The sequence below is a fragment of the Mycobacterium sp. 141 genome (assembly GCF_000382405.1).
GTDB lineage: Bacteria > Actinomycetota > Actinomycetes > Mycobacteriales > Mycobacteriaceae > Mycobacterium.
The window spans coordinates 297,197-315,884 of sequence record NZ_KB908257.1 but is presented as its reverse complement, the minus strand read 5'-3'; the positions used below and the strand labels follow the sequence as shown (position 1 = coordinate 315,884).

Below are 18,688 nucleotides of genomic sequence, written 5' to 3'. Positions count from 1 at the left end.
GGCCGATGAGCACCGTTGTGGACAATCACGCCGCCGGGCCCACCGTGGAGCTGTGTGACGCCGGGTTGTCCTACGGTGCTCGTCGGCTCTGGCAACACCTGGACCTCAGCGTGGCCCCCGGAGAGTTCCTGGCCGTCCTGGGCCCCAACGGCAGCGGCAAGACATCACTGATCCGGGTATTGCTCGGACTGTCCACGCTGTCCTCGGGGCGGGTGCTGGTGTGCGGGGCCGTGCCACGACGCGGCAGCAACGTCATCGGCTATATCCCGCAGCAGAAGGGATTTGACCGCGACCTTCCGGTTCGCGGGGGCGATCTGGTCGGGCTCGGACTCGACGGACACCGGTGGGGTATCGGTTTGCCCAGCGCCGGGCGCCGCCGCCGAATAGCCCGGGCGGTCGACGCGGTCGGCGCCGCCAGATTCGCCGGCGCCCCGATCGGGCAGTGCTCGGGCGGCGAACAGCAACGCCTGCGCATCGCCCAAGCGCTGATCGGCGATCCAGCACTGCTGTTGTGCGACGAACCGCTGCTCTCACTGGACCTCAAACACCAGCAAGACGTCGTCACCGCCTTGGATCAGCGCCGTCGCGAGGCGAGCACCGCCGTGGTATTCGTCACCCACGAGATCAACCCGATCCTGCCGGTCACCGACCGGGTGCTCTACCTGGTCGGGCAGCGCTGGGCGATCGGCACTCCCGATGACGTACTCACCAGCGAAACGTTGTCCGAGTTGTATCGGACCCGCGTCGACGTCCTGCGGGTGCAGGGCCGCATCGTCATCGTGGGCGCGCCCAACAGCGTGCGGCCCGACGATGCGCATCTCGAGCCGGTCGACGACGCGGGAGTGGTCCACCGGTGACGCTGTCGGAGTATCTGAGTGAGACGTTCGTCCAGAACGCGCTCATCGCGGCCACCCTGGTGGCTGTCACCACCGGTCTCATCGGGCCGTTCGTCGTCATGCGCGATCTGGCGTTCGCCGTGCACGCTTCGGCCGAGCTGGCGTTCACCGGCGCCGCAGCCGGCCTGGTCGCCGCCAACGACCCTGTTCTGGGTGCGCTTCTCGGGTCGATCGTGGTGGCCACCGCCATCGGCCTGCTCGGTGACCGACCCCGAGAGCGCAACTCTGCCATCGGCGTCATCCTCGCGTTCGGCCTCGGCATCGGGGTCTATCTGCTTTCCCTCTACAAGGGCTTCGCGACGGCGGCGACCAATATCCTGTTCGGCCAGATCTTCGGCGTCAGCCCCGGTCAGATCACCCTGCTCATCGTCATCGCGGTCGCCGTCCTCATCGCCATGCTGCTGATCTACCGGCCGCTGCTGTTCGCCTCGGTCGATCCCGAACTGGCCTTGGCGCGCGGTGTGCCCACCCGTCTCGTCGGGCTGCTCTTCGTCTACATCCTGGCGCTGACCGTCACCGAGGCTGCTCAGATCGTCGGCACCTTGTTGGTGATGAGCCTGGCGATCACCCCGGCAGCGGCCGCGGCCCGGCTCTCCGCCCGCACACCGCTGGTGATCGCCATCTCGGTAGCTTTCGCGCTCATCGCCGCCGACGGCGGTCTCGTGCTCGGACTGGTTCACCCCGACGTCAAGGCCAGCGTCTTCATCACCACCATCAGCTTCGCCCTCTACGCGCTGGCCCGCCTGACCACCGCCATCAAACGACGTCGCTCCACTCGCCAGCCCGCCGCATCTCACGTTTAACCGCGAGCAGACACGAACCTCCCGGAAACCTCGGCGCGTCGGGGACTTTCGCGTCTGCTCGGCGAACTTGGTCAGCCCGCGCGGAGGCCGGACGTCTTGACGACCGTCAGCAGCACGACGGAGTCCTCGAGCGCGTGCAGGCTGTGCCTGCTGCGCGGAACAACAATGTGATCACCTGGCGACCCTTCCCAGCTCGCCTCGGCACTCGCCAACGACACCCTGCCCTCGATCACCTGCAAGGTGGCCTCACCTGGGCTTTCATGCTCATCCAAAGAACTGCCCCCGGTGAGCGCGATGAGCGTCTGGCGCAATGCGTGCTCATGCCCGCCGTACACGGTGTGTGCGCTGCGGCCGCTGTTTGCCGAACGAGCCGCAGTCAGCTGCTGACGGGCGAGCGCGATGAGCGAGATCTTCTCCATAACCGGATCGTGCCACTCGGGTCCGACGGATTCCGACGGTCCCCCCGTTAACGCCGAAATCGTGACCTGCCGGACCGCGCGGTCAGGGTCAGAACTTCCCGTCGAGGAACTCCGCATAGGCCGGCAGGTCGAGCTGGCCGTGACCCGACAGGCCGATCACCACCACCTGCTCGGTCGGATCATCGGCCACGTGGGCGGCTGCGGCCGCGATCGCATGTGTCGACTCGGGTGCAGGCACGATGCCTTGGGCCCGGGCGAACGCGACACCGGCGGCGAACGCATCGTGCTGCCTGATGGCGATGCCGTCGACCAACCCGAGTTCGACGGTGTGACTGAGCGCGGGCGCCATGCCGTGGTAACGGAGGCCACCCGCGTGGATCGGGTCGGGCACGAAATCCATGCCGAGCGTATGCATCTTGAGCAATGGGGTCAGGCCTGCGACGTCGCCGTGATCGTAGCGGTACTCGCCTTGGGTGATCGACGGGCACGCGATCGGTTCGGCGGCCACGACGCGTAAATTCGACCGCCCATGGATCTTCTCGCGCAGGAACGGGAATGCCAGGCCCGCCAGGTTGGAACCTCCACCGGCACAACCGAATACGATGTCCGGACCGTTCGGCTCCACGGCGGCGAGCTGGGCCACGGCCTCCTGCCCGATGACGCTCTGATGGAGCACGACGTGGTTGAGCACGCTGCCGAGCGCGTAGCGGGTGTCAGGATCGCCCGCCGCGACCTCGACCGCCTCGCTCACCGCCATCCCGAGACTGCCGGTGGTGTTCGGGTTTGCGGCGAGGATCGCCCGCCCCGACTCGGTGAGGTTCGACGGGCTTGAGTGCACCGTCCCTCCGTAGGTCCGGATCAGGTGACCGCGGTACGGCTTCGATTCGTAGGACGCGCGGACCTGCCACACCTCGATCTCGATGCCGAACTGCGCACCGGCGAAGGCGAGCGCACTTCCCCACTGACCGGCACCGGTCTCGGTGGTGAGCTTCCGGACCCCGTCGATGCTGTTGTAGTAGGCCTGCGCCACAGCCGAATTGGTCTTGTGGCTGCCGACCGGGCTGACACCCTCGTACTTGACGTAGATGTGGGCACCGGTGTTCAGCGCGACCTCGAACCGCCGGGCGCGGATCAGGGGTGACGGTCGCCACATCGAGTAGATCTCCCGCACCGGCTCGGGGATCTCGATGTACGCCTCGGTGGACACTTCCTGGGCGATCAATCCGCTCGGAAAGAGTGCGGCCAGGTCGTCGGGCCCGATCGGTTCCCTGGTACCCGGATGCAGGTGCGGCGGAATCGGTCGGTCCAGCTCAGCGGCCAGGTTGTACCAATGCGTCGGTACCGCGACCGGGACCAGATCAGGATGGGTGGCGTCGGCGGGCAGCGTCATGGCGGACACTGTAGCCATCGCAACGTCCGACGACAGGAGACGCACCATGGTCACGCACCGCGCAGTCCACGTCGATACCGCAGGGGCTCCGCTGCGATTGGCCGATGTCGAGACCACGTCCCCGCCGCCCGGTCACGTACGCATCGACGTGCGGGCCTGCGGTGTGTGCGGTACCGACCGGGAGTTCGTCAACGGCTCGTTCCCGTTCTTGACGTGGCCGCTGACGCCGGGCCACGAGATCGCCGGCACCATCGCCGAATTGGGTAGCGAGGTCGAGGAATTCGGCGTCGGCGATCGGGTCGCCGTCGGCTGGTTCGGCGGCAACTGCAACCACTGTGCACAGTGCCGCAGGGGCCAGTTCATGCACTGTCTGGAAGGGCAGGTCCCCAGCTGGCACTATCCGGGCGGCTACGCCCAGTCGGTGACCGTGCCGGCCACCGCGCTCGCCCGGATCCCCGCTGGGCTCTCGTTCACCGAGGCGGCACCGCTGGGATGTGCGGGGGTCACCACCTTCCAGGCGCTGCGGACCAGCTCGGCCGGCGCCGGGGACCGGGTTGCCGTCCTGGGGGTGGGCGGGCTGGGGCACCTCGGAATCCAGTTCTCGCGCGCCATGGGGTTCGAGACTGTCGCGATCGCCCGGGGTGCGGACAAGGCTGCCGATGCCGAGCGTTTCGGTGCGCACCACTACATCGACTCCACCGCCGGCGATGTCAGCGAGGCGCTGCAGCGGCTCGGCGGGGTCACCGTCGTGCTGGCCACCGCCGCGAATTCGGATGCGATCGGCCAGACGGTCGGCGGCCTGGCGCCGGGCGGCGAGTTGATCGTGATCGGGGTGTCTGGTGATCCCCTGCCGATCAGCCCCGTTCAACTCATCACCCCGGCGCTCAGTGTCATCGGACACCCGTCGGGCACCGCGTCGCAGATCGCGGACACCATGCACTTCGCGGTGCTCAACAACATCCGTGCGCAGGTGCAGGAATGCCCGCTCGAAGACGCCGCGAGCGCATATGCCGCAATGGCGGAGGGACGAGCCCGCTACCGCGGTGTGCTCACGATTTGAGACCGATATGAGGTGCAACGTCACCTTCTCGCCACTGCCTACGATCCAAAATGGAATAGCGTTGCCCTGCAATGGTTTCTGCGTCTGCGGCACCCTTCGCGAGATACACCGCCGTCAGCGACCACGCGTCATGGGTGGCCTCGTCGGTGGGCACCGGCGGCCAATGTTGTTCGGTGGGAATGCTCGCCAGGTCGAGTCACTGGCCTTGTGGGATGACCACTCCGAAGCGCGTTTCTGACGAATGCCGCTGCGTGGCAGCATTTCCCAAATGTTGATCTAGGCTCTGAAGATGGCCCTTTCGAAAGACGAACGTGAACAGTTTCTGACCGAGCCGCACATTGCCGCCCTGTCTGTGTACGCCGGCGACAAGCGCGGCCCACTGACGGTGCCGATCTGGTACCAGTACGCGCCCGGCGGTGAGCCCTGGCTGCTGACTGGCTCAGGGTCGCGCAAGCACCGGCTCATCGAGGCTGCGGGGCATCTGTCGCTGATGGTCGAGCGAGTTGAGCCGACGGTGCGCTATGTCGCCGTCGACGGTGCGGTGAGCCGTATCGAGCCCGGTACCGACGAACAGCTCGTCGAGTTGGCCAAGCGCTACCTGGCGCCGGAAAACGTCGAACGGTATCTGGAATACGCCCGTCGCGAGCACGGTGAGAGCGTCGTGATACACCTGAAGCCCGAGCACTGGCTGTCGGCCGACCTCGGACGGCTGTGACGCCACCCCCACCTTGGCAGCCACCGATCGACGCGGCAGGGTGGAGGCATGGCTTCCCGACAACGCCTGTTCCGCGCGTTCTACCGGCTTGGCTTCACGCCGTGGGACGGCCACCCGATTGCGCAAGGCCTGCTTGAGCTGATCGAAGGTGACGACCCGCTGCCGCCAGGCAGAGCCCTCGATGTCGGCTGCGGCACGGGCGACAACTCGATCTACCTGGCGCAGCAGGGCTGGCGGGTAACCGGCGTCGACTTCGTCGCGACGGCCGTCGACAAGGCACGGGCGAAGGCGGCGAAACAGGGCGTCGACGTGCGATTTCTACAAGCCGACGCGACGCAGTTGAGCGCCGCCGCGGTGGACCGCGATTTCACGTTGATCGTCGACAGCGGCTGCCTGCACGGGATGAGCATCGAGGACCGCGACGCCTACGCCCGGGAGATCACCGCTGTGGCGGCACCGGACGCACTGCTGTCCATCGTGGCGTTCGTCCCGGGCGCATCGTTCGGGGTTCCCGGCATCGTCGAAGCAGAGGTCAAGCACCGCTTCTCCGACGCCTGGGCCCTGGTGTCCAGCGGCAGCGAACCCGCGATGGACCACAACGGGAAAGACCCGGCCCGGCACTATCTGTTCAAGCGGCGGAGCTGACTCACATGGCCAACGCCGCCATAGCACCGTCGACGGTGGCACGCCGCAGCCGCTCGTAGGGAACGTCGGGGAACTGCAGACAGCAGTCCTGCAGACCGCCGAAGGCGATGACCGCGCGGGTGGACTGCTCGAGCGTGGGACGCCGGCCGAACACCAGCGCACTCAGCCTCGCGCGCCAGGCCAGCAGTTGGTCGATCAATCCCAGATCGGCCAGCATGGCCAGCTCGGAGACGATCAGCACAAGATCAGCGCGGTGCCGGTAGTGGAAGTCGAAGTAGCCCTCGAGAAGCTCCCGCGCTGCAGCCCGCTCCGCCGGACGCTTGCGCTCCTGCTCTGCGATGAAGGCCTCACCCTCGTCGATCAGGGGCTGCACGATGCTGCGGACCAGGTCTTCACGTGACCGGAAATGGTAGTACAGCGCGGGTTTGGTGAGGCCGAGCCGATCGGCGATGTCCTGCAGGCTGGTGCGCAGAACACCCTTCTCGGCGAACAGTTCACGCGCCGCCGCCTGGATGCGTTGCCGGGTATCCGAAGCAGGCTTTTCCACGTAACCACCCTAACTTACTTAACGATCGGTAAGCTCATGAAATGAACACTTACCGATCGTTAAGTAAGGGGGCATCGTGAAGGTACTCATCTCCGGTGCCAGCATCGCCGGACCGGTCCTCGCCTACTGGCTGTCTCGGCATGGGTTCGACGTCACCGTGGTGGAACGCGCGCCTGCATTGCGTAAGACCGGCGGCCACGCCGTCGACCTCTTCCGGCCCGCGATGGAGATCTCCGAACGTATGGGGGTACTGCGCGAGATCGAGTCCGCAGCCACCGGCACCACCCGATTGACCATCCACCGGCCCGGGACGTCACGTCCCGCCGAAATCGACTACGTCAAGCTCATCGGTGCAATGTCCGACCGACACGTCGAGATCATGCGCGACGACCTCAGCGAGATCTACTTCCGGGCCAGTCAGGACGGCGTCGAATACCTCTTCGGGGACCACATCACCGCGATCTCACCCGACGGCGATGTGACGTTCGAGCACAATCGACCCCGACGCTTCGACGTGATCGTGGGCGCAGACGGACTACACTCCGGCGTCCGCCGGCTGACCTTCGGCGAGCACGTTTCCGAACGCTTCCTCGGCGGATATCTATCGGTCGTCTCTGTTCCGAAAAGCTTGGCCCGCCACAATGAGATGACCGGTTACTACGAACCGGGTCGGGTGGCGATGGTGTATACCGCCAACCACCTCGACGACGCCCGGGCGGTGTTCATCTTCCGCCCCGAGCGTCCACTGGACTATGACCACCGCGACGTCGGGCGCCAACAGACCCAGTTGCGCGCCGCCTACGCCGGGATATCGGATGAGGCACAACGCTGGCTCGACGAGGTGCCGCGGTCGCCGACGTTTTACTTCGACGCCATCACGCAACTTGAAATGGCCACGTGGTCGCGCGGCCGGGTGACTCTCGTCGGAGACGCGGGCTATTGCCCGGGCCCCGCCGTCGGCGGGAGTACCAGTCTCGCGGTGTATGGCGCCTACGTGCTGGCAACCGAAATGATCAGGGCGGGTGAGGATTACCGTGCGGCATTCGCCGCCTACGAACGCACGCTGCAGGCACCGGTTCAAGGCAGCCGGAAGCTGGCCCGGGTCAATGCGCGGACCATTGTCCCCAGAAGCCGTTGGGGGGTAAACGCATTGGTGGTCACCGGCCAGCTGATCTCGTTCCTGCCGTCGGGTCTGACCCAGTCACTGGCCCGATTCAACGACAAAGGCGTGCGGCTCTACGACACCATGCCACTGCCGGCCTGGCCCGCCTCGCTGACCGGGTGAGCGTGCACCCGGTTGAGATTGCACACAGGGTCGTGAAATCACGAAATCAACAGCCTTGAGTGCAATCTCGATGCCCACGCACGTACTTAGGACCCGAGCGACGCCGGCGGCAGGAAGCGGTCGCCGTAGCGGGCGGCCAACTCCTTGGCGCGGGCCACGAAGGCTTCCTTGCCGACACCGCCGGGACCCTCGTACCCGACGATGAACTGGTGTGAACCGCCGGTGTAGGGCGGGTAACCGATGCCGAAGATCGAGCCGATGTTGGCGTCAGCCGTCGACGTCAAAACCCCTTCGTCGAGGCACTTCTGAGTCTCCAGCGCCTCGGCGAACAGCATGCGGTCGATCATGTCCTGCAGCGGGATGGTCGAGGACCCGGAGTTGAAGGTCTCCCGCAGGCCCGGCCAGAGACCGGTGCGCTTGCCGTCGACGTACTCGTAGAAGCCGGCACCCTTCAGCCGCGACGGGCGACCGAGCTCGATCATCTTCTCCACCACGGCCTCGGCCGGATGCGGCTCATAGGTGCCACCGACGTCCTCGACGCCCTTGCGCGTCGCAGCAGCGATCTTGTGCATGAGCTCCAGGTTGAGCTCATCCGAAAGCTGCAGCGGCGCAGCCGGATAGCCGGCCTGCGACCCGGCCTGCTCGATCGACGCCGGCTCGACACCCTCCCCCAGCATGGCCAGCGCCTCGTTGACGAAGGTGCCGATCACGCGCGAGGTGAAGAAGCCGCGACTGTCGTTGACCACGATCGGCGTCTTCTTGATGGCCAGTGTGTAGTCGAATACCCGGGCCAGCGCCTCGTCAGAAGTCTTCTCGCCCTTGATGATCTCCACCAGCGGCATCTTGTCGACCGGCGAGAAGAAGTGGATCCCGATGAAGTCCTCCTGGCGCTTCACCCCGGCCGCCAGACCGGTGATCGGCAACGTGGAGGTGTTGGAGCCGAGGATCGCGTTGGGTTCGACGATGTCCTCGATCTCACCGAACACCTTGTGCTTGAGTTCCTGATTCTCGAACACGGCCTCGATCACGAAGTCGACGCCCTTGAGATCCTGCGGATCGCCGGTCGGGGTGATCTTGGAAAGCAATGCAGCAGAACGTTCTTCGGTGGTCTTACCCCGCTGGAGTGCCTTGGCCTCCAGACCCTCGGAGTATGCCTTGCCCTTCTGCGCGGCCTCGAGGGTGACGTCCTTGAGGACGACGTCGTAACCGGCCCTGGCCGACACGTAGGCGATACCGGCGCCCATCATGCCCGCGCCGAGAACGCCGATCTTCTTGATCTCCTGCTTGGCGATGCCGTCGGGACGCGAACCGCCCCCGTTGATGTGCTGCAGATCCAAGAAGAACGCCTGGATCATGTTCTTGGCGGTCTGGCCGGTGACCAGCTGGGTGAAGTAGCGGCTCTCGATCCGCAAGGCGGTGTCGAAGTCGACCTGCGCACCTTCGACCGCGGCATCGAGGATTGCGCGCGGCGCCGGCATCGGCGCACCCTTGAGCTGCTTACGCAGCAGCGCGGGGAACGACGGCAGGATCGCGGCGAGCGCCGGGGTGGACGGTGTGCCGCCGGGGATCTTGTAGCCCTTGACATCCCATGGCTGCGTGCCGGCGTCGGGATTGGCTTTGATCCACGCCTTGGCGGCGGGGACGAGTTCGTCGACAGAACCGACCAGTTCGTCGACCAGGCCAGTCTCTTTCGCCCTGGTCGGGTTGAACCGCGTGCCCTGGCTCAGCACCTCCATGAACGCTTTCTGGATACCGAACATCCGCACCGTGCGGGTCACGCCGCCACCGCCGGGCAACAGGCCGAGAGTGACCTCGGGCAGGCCGATCTGGCTGCCCTTGACGTCGGCGGCGATGCGATGGTTACACGCCAGCGCGATCTCCAGCCCGCCGCCCAGCGCCGCGCCGTTGATCGCAGCGACAACGGGCTTGGGCAGGGTCTCCAGCTTGCGCAGGTCGGCCTTGATGTCCTCGACCATCTCGAAGGCTTCGGCGGCATTGTCGGGGCCGATGTTCATCATGCCCTTGAGGTCACCGCCGGCGAAGAAGGTCTTCTTCGCACTGGTGATCACCACACCGGTGATCGAATCCTGTTCCGCAACAAGGCGTTCTACGGCATTGTGCATGGATTCCTTGTAGTGCTCGTTCATCACGTTGGCCGAACCGGTCGGGTCGTCCAGCACCCACGTGACGATGCCGTCGGCATCCTTGTCCCACTGAATGGTGTTCTCAGCCATTGGTTCTCAGCCCTCTCAGACGCGCTCGATGATGGTGGCCACACCCATGCCGCCGCCGATGCACAGCGTGATCAGGGCACGCCGAGCGCCGCGGCGCTCCAGCTCGTCGACCATGGTTCCGGTGATCATGGCGCCCGTGGCGCCCAGCGGGTGGCCCATCGCGATGGCGCCACCGTTGACGTTGAGCTTCTCGTCGGGGATGCCCAGATCCTTCTGGAACTTCAGCACCACCGACGCGAACGCCTCGTTGAGCTCGAACAGGTCGATGTCGTCGACCGTCAGGCCGGCACGGTCGAGCACCTTGCGGGTGGCCGGGGTCGGGCCGGTGAGCATGATGATGGGGTCGGCACCGCTGGTTGCGGTGGCCACGATGCGCGCCCGCGGGGTCAGATTCTGAGCGCTCCCCGCACTTTCGCTACCGATCAGCAGCAGGCCGGCACCGTCGACGATGCCCGAGCTGTTGCCGCCGGTGTGCACGTGGTTGATCTTCTCGACCCAGTGGTACTTCTGCAGCGCCACGTCGTCGAAACCGCCCATCGCACCCAGGCCCTCGAACGCTGACTTCAGCTTGCCCAAGTCAGCCACGGTGGTGCCGGGGCGCATGTGCTCGTCGTGGTCCAGGATGACCAAGCCGTTCTGGTCCTTGACCGGGACGACGGACTTGGCGAAGTAGCCGCCGGACCATGCGGCCGCGGCGCGCTCCTGCGAGCGTGCCGCGTAGGCGTCGACGTCCTCGCGCGAGAAGCCCTCGATGGTGGCGATCAGATCGGCGCCGATACCCTGCGGCACGAAGCCGACGCGATAGTTGGTCTCCGGGTCCATCGCCCACGCGCCGCCGTCGGAGCCCATCGGAACCCGGCTCATCGATTCGACGCCACCGGCCAGCACCAGGTCGTCCCAGCCGGAACGAACCTTCTGGGCAGCCAGGTTGACGGCTTCCAGGCCCGATGCGCAGAAGCGGTTGAGCTGGAACCCACCGGTGGTCTCCGGCAGCTTGGCCACCAAAGCCGCGGTGCGGGCGATATCGCCGCCCTGGTCGCCGACCGGGGACACGACACCCAGGATGACGTCGCTGATCAACGTCTCGTCCAGGTCGGGGTAGCGGCTGCGGATTTCTTCGATCAGACCGACCACCAGGTTGACGGGCTTGACCTCATTGAGAGCGCCATTGCGCTGCTTGCCACGCGGCGTACGGATCGCCTCGTAGATGAAGGCTTCATCGGACATGTGTCTGCTCCCTGCCTTGTGCAGTCCAGGTTCAGGTTTGGTTGTGGATCCGCCGCACGAATACAGACGGACCTCTGTCCGCAGCGTAACAGGATTGCAAACCAACCTGTTGGTCGGGAGATTTAGACCACACGAAACGGTGGAATCACGTCACCGAGCGTGCGTCCAGATCGCGGATTTCGCCGGGTTTCACGATGTCACCGCACACTGGACATCGAACAACCCCTACGCTCAAACACCATGACTGTCGAGCGGCTGCGGCCCTATACCGTCACCATTTTTGCCGAGATGTCGGCGCTGGCCACCGAGCTCGGCGCGGTGAACCTCGGCCAGGGCTTTCCCGACGAGGACGGCCCGGCCGCGATTCTCAAGGTCGCGCAGGACGCCATCGCCGAGGGCATCAACCAGTACCCGCCCGGCCCCGGCATCCCCGCGCTGCGACAGGCGATCGCCGGACAGCGACAGCGCCACTACGGCACCGTCTACGATCCCGACACCGAGGTGCTGGTGACCGTCGGCGCGACCGAGGCCATCGCGGCCTCGCTCATCGGCCTGGTCGAACCCGGCTCCGAGGTTCTGGTCATCGAGCCGTTCTACGATTCCTACTCCCCCGTGATCGCGATGGCCGGGAGCGTGCGCCGCAGCGTCCCGCTGGTCGCAGACGGCCGCGGGTTCGCCATCGACATAGCTGGACTCCGTCGGGCTGTCACGCCACGAACCCGGGCGCTGATCCTCAACTCACCGCACAACCCGACGGGCGCGGTGGCCTCCGACGCCGAGCTGCGGGCCATCGCCGCGCTGGCAGTCGAGCACGACCTGCTGGTGATCAGCGACGAGGTGTACGAGCAGCTCGTCTACTCATCCCCCAGCGGGCACCGGCATCGCCCGATCGCCAACTATCCCGGGATGGCCGAACGCACTGTCACCATCTCCAGTGCATCCAAGATGTTCAACGTCACCGGATGGAAGATCGGATGGGTTTGCGGCAGCGCTGATCTCATCACAGGCGTGCGCGCCGCCAAGCAGTACCTGACCTATGTCAGTGGAGCACCGTTTCAGCCCGCGGTCGCCCACGCGTTGAACCACGAGGACGCCTGGGTGGCCGATCTGCGCGACGCGTATCAGGCCAAGCGGGACCGGCTGAGTTCGGCCCTGGCCGAGATCGGGTTCGAGGTGCACGACAGCCCGGGCACGTACTTCCTGTGCGCCGACCCGCGGCCGCTGGGCTACGACGAAAGCAGCGCGTTCTGCGCCGAACTCCCGCACCGGTCCGGCGTGGCGGCTATTCCGATGTCGGCGTTCTGCGACCCCGCCGGAGCCGGGCTGCCGGCGACATCCGGTCGAGCTCCGCACGCCGACCTGTGGAATCACCTGGTGCGCTTCGCGTTCTGCAAACGCAACGACACCCTTGACGAGGCGATCCGCCGCCTGCAGGTGCTCAAGCTGTGAGCCGCTAGCGGTCTGCGGCCACCATTGCTAACTGCCGGTTTCCGCCGATCCGCGGGCGACGATCACGGGCACCTGCACCGATTCGACCACCGCCGCGCTCACCGAACCGAGCATCATGCCGACGAATCCGCCCCTGCCCCGACAGCCCACCACGACCAGTTGTGCCCCTTCGGACTGCTCCACCAGCTGGTGTGCGGGCCGGTCGCGCATCAGCTCGCGTCGCACCACCACGTCGGGATAGCGCTCGCACCAGCCGGCCAGCTGTTCGGAGACCGCACGGTCCTCGCGGGGTTTGAGATCGGCCCATTTGACGTCGGGAAACTCGTATTCCACGTCGTTCCACGTGTGCACCACGACGAGTTCGACTCCCCGCCGCGACGCTTCGTCGAAGGCGATCTCGGTGGCCAGTTCCGATGCGGGCGACCCGTCGACGCCGACCAGGATCGGTGCGTCGTCTCTGGGCTTCTGACCGTCGCGGATCACGGCGACGGGGCAATGCGCATGCCGAATCAGGCTCGAGCTGACCGAGCCGAGCACACGCCGGCTCCATTTGCCGAGACCTCGGCTGCCGATAACGAGCAGATCGGCATGCCGCGCGCGGTCGACAAGCGTACCGACCGAGTTGCCGGAAACGACCTCGCTGCTCATGTGCAACGGTTCACCGCCAGCGGTGGCCTTGTTCGCGACATCCTGCGCCGCAGCCACGATCTCGTGTCCGCGCTTTTCCTGCGCCGCCCAGTAATCGTCGGGCAGTCCCATGTCGAGCCAGGCCGGCGCGGCAGCCATGGGCAGCACATGGACGAATGTCAGTGGGACACGGCGCAGTACAGCGTCACGCGCGGCCCACGCCACGGCCGCATCGGACGACGACGATCCGTCGACCCCGACCACGATGCCATGCCGAACCAGTGCTTCGGACATCTGAATCTCCTTTGCTCGCAGAGTTTTACAACTGGTCGGCGGCGCGACAGATCAGCACCGGCACCGAGCTGTGATGCAGCATGTTGAGGCTGGTGGACCCGAGCACAGTGCCGGCCACCGCATTGCGGCCCCTGGTTCCCACCGCGATGAGCTGAGCGTCGGCGGCATGCTGGAACACTGCTTTGGCCGGAGACGCCGCTTCGACAAAGCACTTCGCGTCGACGGACGGGTGCGTCCTGTTCGCGATGTCGACCGTTTCTGCCAAGGAAGCCAGTTCGGCGGCTTCGAGGCCTTCCCAGTCGATCAGGAACGGGATCGTGACTCCGGCTTCGGCGGGCGGTGTCAGCGACAGCGAGCGCACCGCCCTGATGTCGGCCCCGAACCTGTCCGCGAACTCGAACGCCGCACCCAATGCCGCGACTGCGGCGTGGCTGTCATCCACTCCCACGACGACCGGGCTGTCATCCGGTGCGACCCGATCCCCTCGAAACGCCACCATGGGGCACACCGCCCGCGTCGCCACGGCCAGTGAGACAGAGCCGAGCAGCAGCGCCGCCGCCGGCGTAACCGGCTTGCCGCCCAACACCACCAGGCGTGCTCCACGACTGGCTGCGACGAGTGCCTCGTCGGCAGGTTCGTCCACCGAAGCCGTCGTGATCGCGAGCTCCGGCCGGTCCGATCGAACGGCGTCGGCAGCGGCCTTGAGGTAGAGGTCGGCGCAATCTCGCTGATACGACATCATGGCCGCGGTGATCGCGGCCAGGCTGAGGCTCAGGTTGCGGCCGATGGTCGGCAGCGCATACACGATCTGCAGTGGCGCGCCGTACCGGTCGGCGACTGCGCCCGCCCACCGAGCGGCGTTGATCGCCGAGTCACTGCCGTCGATTCCGACGACGACGGGTCCATCCGAGGAAGCCATGCCCCCATACTCGCCGCGGCCCCGAGACTGTGGCAGGGCCGAAGGTCCCTATAGCGGGCTCAATCCCAGCCGATGTCCTCGATCGCCGTGGTGGTCCTGGGCGGCGTACCCGGCGTTCCCGCGGGCGTACGGGAGAACCGGGGTGCCGGTGCAGCCTGGTCGACGCCGTCGATGGACACCAGCGTCGAGCGGGCCCGCAGATGTCCGTTTTCGGCGGCCTCACCCCAGGTCAGCACCGGCGTCACGCAGGCATCGGAGCCGGCGAAGATCTCAGTCCATTCGGCGCGGGTCTTGGTGGCGAAGCGTTCGGTGAAGATCGCCCGCATCTCGTCGTAGCGGGCCAGGTCGAACTGTCCGGGAATCTCGTCGGCGGCCAGCCCGAGCCCGGCCACCAACGAAGCAAAGAACTGCGGCTCGATCGATCCCACCGCCATGTATCCACCGTCGGAGGTCTCATACGTCCGGTAATACGGCGCGCCGCCGTCGAGCAGGAACGATTCTCGCTGATCACGCAGTGCGCCCGTGGCCCGCATGGTCCACATCATCTGGGCGAGCATGCTGACACCGTCGACCATCGCAGCGTCGATCACCTGGCCCCTACCTGAGCGTTCCCGCTCGTACAGCGCGGTGACGATGCCGATGAGCACCAGCATCGAACCGCCGCCGAAGTCGGCGACCAGGTTCAGCGGCGCGACCGGTGGCCTGTCCCGGTAACCGATCGCGCTCAGCACGCCCGTCTGCGACAGGTAATTGATGTCGTGTCCGGCCGTCTGCGCCAGCGGACCATCCTGACCCCAGCCCGTGATGCGCGCGAAAATCAGCCGCGGGTTGACGGCCTGGCATTCCCGCGGCCCGATCCCAAGCCGCTCGCAGGTGCCCGGACGGAAACAGTCCAGCAGCACATCGGCTTTCGCGGCCAAGTCCAGCAGCTTGTCCGGTTGCGCTTTCACGTCGAGATCCACGATGCGCTTACCGCGGTGGAGCAGGTCTACATCCTCGGCGGGCATGGTCAACCCGCCCGGGCGGCGCACCCGCACCACGTCGGCACCCAGATCGGACAGCATCATCGCGGCGTGCGGCCCGGGGCCGATACCACCGAGTTCGACGACTCTCACCCCATCCAAGGGGCCTGTGTTGGTCATGCGAGGCACACTAACGCCATGACCGAAAACACCTACACGGTCGGCGACTATCTGTTGGACCGGCTCGCCGAGCTCGGGGTGACCGAGATCTTCGGTGTGCCCGGCGACTACCAGCTGGAGTTCCTCGACCACGTCCTGGCCCATCCCGATGTGCGCTGGGTCTAGAGGGGTGCCCCGATCAACGTCCTGGTTGCTACTTGCGGCGAAACCGTTGGGCCAGTTGCTCGTCGGCCTCCCACCACAGCGCAGTACGGGCCGGCTCCTCGACCGACCCATCGGTATCGTCAGTCGGAAGCGCGTTCTCGACTTGCGCCTCGGCACGGTCCAACTCGGCATCGACCTCGACGGCGTGTTTTTTCTCGTCGGCCGACAGCGCCCGCATCAGCACAATCAGGAACGGCACTCCCAGGACATCGCCGAGGATCCACAGGACACCCGCGCCGATCACCTGGTCCGTGCGCAGGCTCGGGCCCCAATCCCGTTGCAGCGCGGTGTAGTACGCCGGTGCGATCAAGGGCCCCAGCCATAGCACGATGCCCAGGACGCCGTCGCCGATCGACTCCGCCACACTGATCAGCAGCGATATCAGCTGGGAATACCGTTTGGGCACCGGATCGGCCTGTAGCCGGGCATAGAAATAGCCGAACCCGATGATCACCAACAGTATTCGGGTGGCTGCCGCCAGCACGGGCTGCTGCAGCGCGGCTGTGTACCACGGGGTCAGGTACAGCAGCCACGGCGTTCCCAACATGGCAATCGACGTGGTTGCCGGGTGCAGCAGCACCCGGGCGAGCCGGCCGGCAAGCAGCCGGTCCAGCCGGCCCTGTCCCGCGGGGCTCAGGGCGCCGCGCAAGGCGGTGACCGGGGTGGCCGAGGCCAGGAAGAACGGGACCACCAACAGCAGGAGCACCACCTGCAGGGCGCGCACCCAGAACAGCACGTACGCGTAGACCCCGATCATGCTGAGTGTGGCCAGCAACCAAAGCAGCATGGAAACGCCGAAACACCACACAGCTCGGCCGCGCAGACCACTGCGTCGCACACACCAGCCGTAGCCGGCCGTCAGCGCCAGGACCGCGACCACCGACACCACATCGAACTGCCACGACGTCAGGACAGTCTGCACTGTCAGAGGCCCGACCGCGGTGCGCATGGGCGACAGTATGCGACTGATGTCTGTCAGTCAGCTGTGTGCCGACCAAACGTCACCGATGGCTGGGCTCGCCTTTCCGCGCCAGGCCGCGTAACCGGGACTGTGCGAAGCCGATCACGTCGTAGTAGTGCGTCGGGGCGATGCGGGCCAGCGCATCGAACACGTAAGCGTCCGGACCGACCAGGATCCGCGCCTTGCCGGCCTCGACCCCGCGGTGGATGATCTGGGCCGCCTTATCCGGCTGGGTCAGGGTGATGGCGGCAAAGTCGTCGGCCATCTGCGCCTGGTCGCGACCCCGGCCCTCCGGATCCTGACGGAAGCGGGCGTTGCGCACGATGTTGGTGTTGATCCCTCCCGGGTGCACGTTGACGGCTGACACCCCGGTGCCGCGCAGCTCCTGCCGCAACGCGTCGGTGAACCCGCGGACGGCGAATTTCGCTGAGCAGTAAGCACTTTGACCTGGCATCCCGACCAAACCGAATACGCTGGACGTATTGACGATCACGCCTTCGTCCTGCCTGGCCAGAATCGGCAGGAACGCCCGTGTCCCGTTGACGACGCCGTTAAAGTTGATGTCCCACAGCCACTGATCGTCCTCCGGCACGGCGTCGAGCACATTGGAGACGACTGCGACGCCGGCGTTGTTGAACACCGCGCCGAGCGGTTGCGGGGCCCACTCGATGACCTCATCGGCGAACCGCCGCTGATCAGCAGCGTCCCGCACGTCGAGCACCCGCGTCAGCACCGGACCCGCCAAACTGGCCTCGGTCTCCTTGAGCCCCGGTTCATCTACGTCGGCGATCGCGACCGGACAGGAGTGCGCCGAAAGACGTTGCGCCAGAGCGCGCCCGATGCCGGACGCGGCCCCGGTGATGACCACGGTGCGGCCGCTGATGGTTCGACGCTTGCTCACAAGTTCTCCTTGGTGTGTTGGGTGACGAGTTCCACCAGCTGATTCCACGCTCCGCGCGGTAGATCGTGCCCCATGCCGGTGATGGTCTCCAGTCGCGCTCCCGGGATGGCCCGAGCAGTGGCCGCGCCGCCGGTCGGGTGCACCATACGGTCGCGGTCGCCGTGGATCACCAGTGTCGGCACATCGATCTGCGCGAGTTCGGCGGTGCGATCCCCGGAGGCGAAGATGCCGGCGAGTTGTCGCGAGATCCCAGCCGCGGAAGGGTCGCGATCCCAGTCCTTGCCGGCCTTCTCGCGGACCCAGTCCTCGTCGAACGGAAAACCGTGCGAGCCGATGTGCCGGAACACCTTGACCGCACTGTCGACAGCTTCGGCACGGGTGCGCGCAGGACGCCGGGTGGCCATCCGAAACCAGGTCGACGGCGCGGGTCTGCCGATCCGGGGCGCACCGGTGTTGGACATGATCGAGGTCAGCGTCCGCACGCGGCCCGGGTAATGCGCGGCGACCGTCTGCGCGATCATGCCGCCCATCGACACTCCGACCAGGTGAGCGTCTGCCAACCCCAGCGCATCCAGCAGACCCACGGTGTCGTGGGCCATGTCGCCGAGGTGATATTGCCGCGAATCGTTGCCGCCCCGAACGATTGCCAAGGGGCGCGGCGGCCGGAACGACATGTGGGTGGACCGGCCGACATCGCGGTTGTCGAAGCGCGTCACGTGGTAGCCCCGCGCGACCAGATCGGCGACCAGATCGTCAGGCCACGAGTGCAGCTGCTGCCCCAGCCCGGCGATCAGCACGATGGGTGGGTCGGCCGGATCACCGAACTGCTCGTAGCACAGCGATATTCCGCGACCGACGTCGACGAGGTGCTGCGTCGTCATGCCGAACCTCCTCGGTACTGCAAAGTACCGGCTACGGTACGCGCCGGTACCGGCACGCGCAAGAATTGCGGGTAGAGCCCCCGAGCAGG

General features: G+C 66.4%; 18 protein-coding genes and 1 pseudogene. 8 read left to right on the top strand and 11 right to left on the bottom strand.

The features are described from left to right. Window positions 1-5 precede the first annotated feature (5 nt). Both H276_RS0106770 and H276_RS0106765 read left to right on the top strand, forming a co-directional pair. Window positions 6-857 carry a metal ABC transporter ATP-binding protein gene (locus tag H276_RS0106770; protein WP_051111391.1) on the top strand — a complete coding sequence of 284 codons (852 nt, stop codon included), beginning with the start codon at window positions 6-8 and terminating at the stop codon, window positions 855-857. Then, window positions 854-1,699 carry a metal ABC transporter permease gene (locus tag H276_RS0106765; protein ID WP_019970545.1) on the top strand — a complete coding sequence of 282 codons (846 nt, stop codon included), beginning with the start codon at window positions 854-856 and terminating at the stop codon, window positions 1,697-1,699. The genes H276_RS0106770 and H276_RS0106765 overlap by 4 nt, the downstream gene beginning before the upstream one ends. Before the next feature lie 71 nt (window positions 1,700-1,770). Here H276_RS0106765 and H276_RS0106760 read toward each other — a convergent pair whose 3' ends face one another. Beyond that, window positions 1,771-2,118 (bottom strand): cupin domain-containing protein, encoded by a 348-nt coding sequence (locus H276_RS0106760; protein ID WP_019970544.1) that lies wholly within the window; start codon window positions 2,116-2,118, stop codon window positions 1,771-1,773. Window positions 2,119-2,206: 88 nt separating this feature from the next. Further along, the gene (locus tag H276_RS0106755) at window positions 2,207-3,508 is read right to left on the bottom strand and encodes a TrpB-like pyridoxal phosphate-dependent enzyme (protein WP_026356666.1); all 1,302 of its coding nucleotides are present in this window, start codon (window positions 3,506-3,508) and stop codon (window positions 2,207-2,209) included. A 46-nt stretch (window positions 3,509-3,554) separates the two neighbouring features. Between H276_RS0106755 and H276_RS0106750 the strand changes: the two genes are divergently transcribed. The 3 genes from H276_RS0106750 (at window position 3,555) to H276_RS0106740 (ending at window position 5,928) form a co-directional block, all read left to right on the top strand. Next, the gene (locus H276_RS0106750; protein WP_019970542.1) at window positions 3,555-4,568 is read left to right on the top strand and encodes an alcohol dehydrogenase catalytic domain-containing protein; all 1,014 of its coding nucleotides are present in this window, start codon (window positions 3,555-3,557) and stop codon (window positions 4,566-4,568) included. Between the two features lie 289 nt (window positions 4,569-4,857). Then, window positions 4,858-5,283, top strand: coding sequence for a pyridoxamine 5'-phosphate oxidase family protein (locus H276_RS0106745; protein WP_019970541.1), 426 nt, complete (start codon window positions 4,858-4,860; stop codon window positions 5,281-5,283). A 48-nt stretch (window positions 5,284-5,331) separates the two neighbouring features. Next, on the top strand, window positions 5,332-5,928 hold the full coding sequence (locus H276_RS0106740) for a class I SAM-dependent methyltransferase (protein ID WP_019970540.1): 597 nt from the start codon (window positions 5,332-5,334) through the stop codon (window positions 5,926-5,928). 1 nt (window position 5,929) lies between these two features. Here the strand turns inward: H276_RS0106740 and H276_RS0106735 are convergent, their stop codons facing one another. Beyond that, a complete protein-coding gene (locus tag H276_RS0106735) occupies window positions 5,930-6,475 on the bottom strand; it encodes a TetR/AcrR family transcriptional regulator (protein WP_019970539.1) in 546 nt (181 codons plus the stop codon). Between the two features lie 76 nt (window positions 6,476-6,551). Between H276_RS0106735 and H276_RS0106730 the strand changes: the two genes are divergently transcribed. Next, on the top strand, window positions 6,552-7,760 hold the full coding sequence (locus H276_RS0106730; protein WP_019970538.1) for an FAD-dependent monooxygenase: 1,209 nt from the start codon (window positions 6,552-6,554) through the stop codon (window positions 7,758-7,760). 86 nt (window positions 7,761-7,846) lie between these two features. Here the strand turns inward: H276_RS0106730 and H276_RS0106725 are convergent, their stop codons facing one another. Both H276_RS0106725 and H276_RS0106720 read right to left on the bottom strand, forming a co-directional pair. Continuing rightward, window positions 7,847-9,994 carry a 3-hydroxyacyl-CoA dehydrogenase NAD-binding domain-containing protein gene (locus H276_RS0106725; protein ID WP_019970537.1) on the bottom strand — a complete coding sequence of 716 codons (2,148 nt, stop codon included), beginning with the start codon at window positions 9,992-9,994 and terminating at the stop codon, window positions 7,847-7,849. A 15-nt stretch (window positions 9,995-10,009) separates the two neighbouring features. Next, complete coding sequence (locus H276_RS0106720) at window positions 10,010-11,221, bottom strand: acetyl-CoA C-acetyltransferase (protein ID WP_019970536.1); 1,212 nt, start codon at window positions 11,219-11,221, stop codon at window positions 10,010-10,012. Window positions 11,222-11,461: 240 nt separating this feature from the next. On the opposite strand from H276_RS0106720, the gene H276_RS0106715 reads away from it, so the two are divergent. Beyond that, window positions 11,462-12,670, top strand: a complete 1,209-nt coding sequence (locus H276_RS0106715) for a pyridoxal phosphate-dependent aminotransferase (protein ID WP_019970535.1) — start codon at window positions 11,462-11,464, stop codon at window positions 12,668-12,670. A gap of 27 nt (window positions 12,671-12,697) precedes the next feature. Here H276_RS0106715 and H276_RS0106710 read toward each other — a convergent pair whose 3' ends face one another. The 3 genes from H276_RS0106710 to H276_RS0106700 are packed head-to-tail and all read right to left on the bottom strand — an operon-like array spanning window position 12,698 to window position 15,652. Next, entirely contained in the window at window positions 12,698-13,591 is an 894-nt protein-coding gene (locus tag H276_RS0106710; protein WP_019970534.1) for a universal stress protein, read from the bottom strand. Window positions 13,592-13,616: 25 nt separating this feature from the next. Continuing rightward, entirely contained in the window at window positions 13,617-14,510 is an 894-nt protein-coding gene (locus tag H276_RS0106705) for a universal stress protein (RefSeq protein WP_019970533.1), read from the bottom strand. 59 nt (window positions 14,511-14,569) lie between these two features. Continuing rightward, window positions 14,570-15,652 carry a CaiB/BaiF CoA-transferase family protein gene (locus tag H276_RS0106700; RefSeq protein ID WP_019970532.1) on the bottom strand — a complete coding sequence of 361 codons (1,083 nt, stop codon included), beginning with the start codon at window positions 15,650-15,652 and terminating at the stop codon, window positions 14,570-14,572. Between the two features lie 18 nt (window positions 15,653-15,670). On the opposite strand from H276_RS0106700, the pseudogene H276_RS23910 reads away from it, so the two are divergent. Further along, window positions 15,671-15,814, top strand: a pseudogene (locus tag H276_RS23910) (thiamine pyrophosphate-binding protein); the annotation flags it as partial. Window positions 15,815-15,845: 31 nt separating this feature from the next. On the opposite strand, the gene H276_RS0106690 reads toward H276_RS23910, so the two are convergent. From H276_RS0106690 to H276_RS0106680, 3 genes are read right to left on the bottom strand one after another with little or no spacing between them, the layout of a single operon-like run. After that, the gene (locus H276_RS0106690; RefSeq protein WP_019970530.1) at window positions 15,846-16,805 is read right to left on the bottom strand and encodes a cytochrome c oxidase assembly protein; all 960 of its coding nucleotides are present in this window, start codon (window positions 16,803-16,805) and stop codon (window positions 15,846-15,848) included. A gap of 52 nt (window positions 16,806-16,857) precedes the next feature. After that, window positions 16,858-17,718, bottom strand: coding sequence for an SDR family oxidoreductase (locus H276_RS0106685; protein ID WP_019970529.1), 861 nt, complete (start codon window positions 17,716-17,718; stop codon window positions 16,858-16,860). Continuing rightward, a complete protein-coding gene (locus H276_RS0106680; protein ID WP_019970528.1) occupies window positions 17,715-18,599 on the bottom strand; it encodes an alpha/beta fold hydrolase in 885 nt (294 codons plus the stop codon). The genes H276_RS0106685 and H276_RS0106680 overlap by 4 nt, the downstream gene beginning before the upstream one ends. Between the last annotated feature and the right edge of the window lie 89 nt (window positions 18,600-18,688).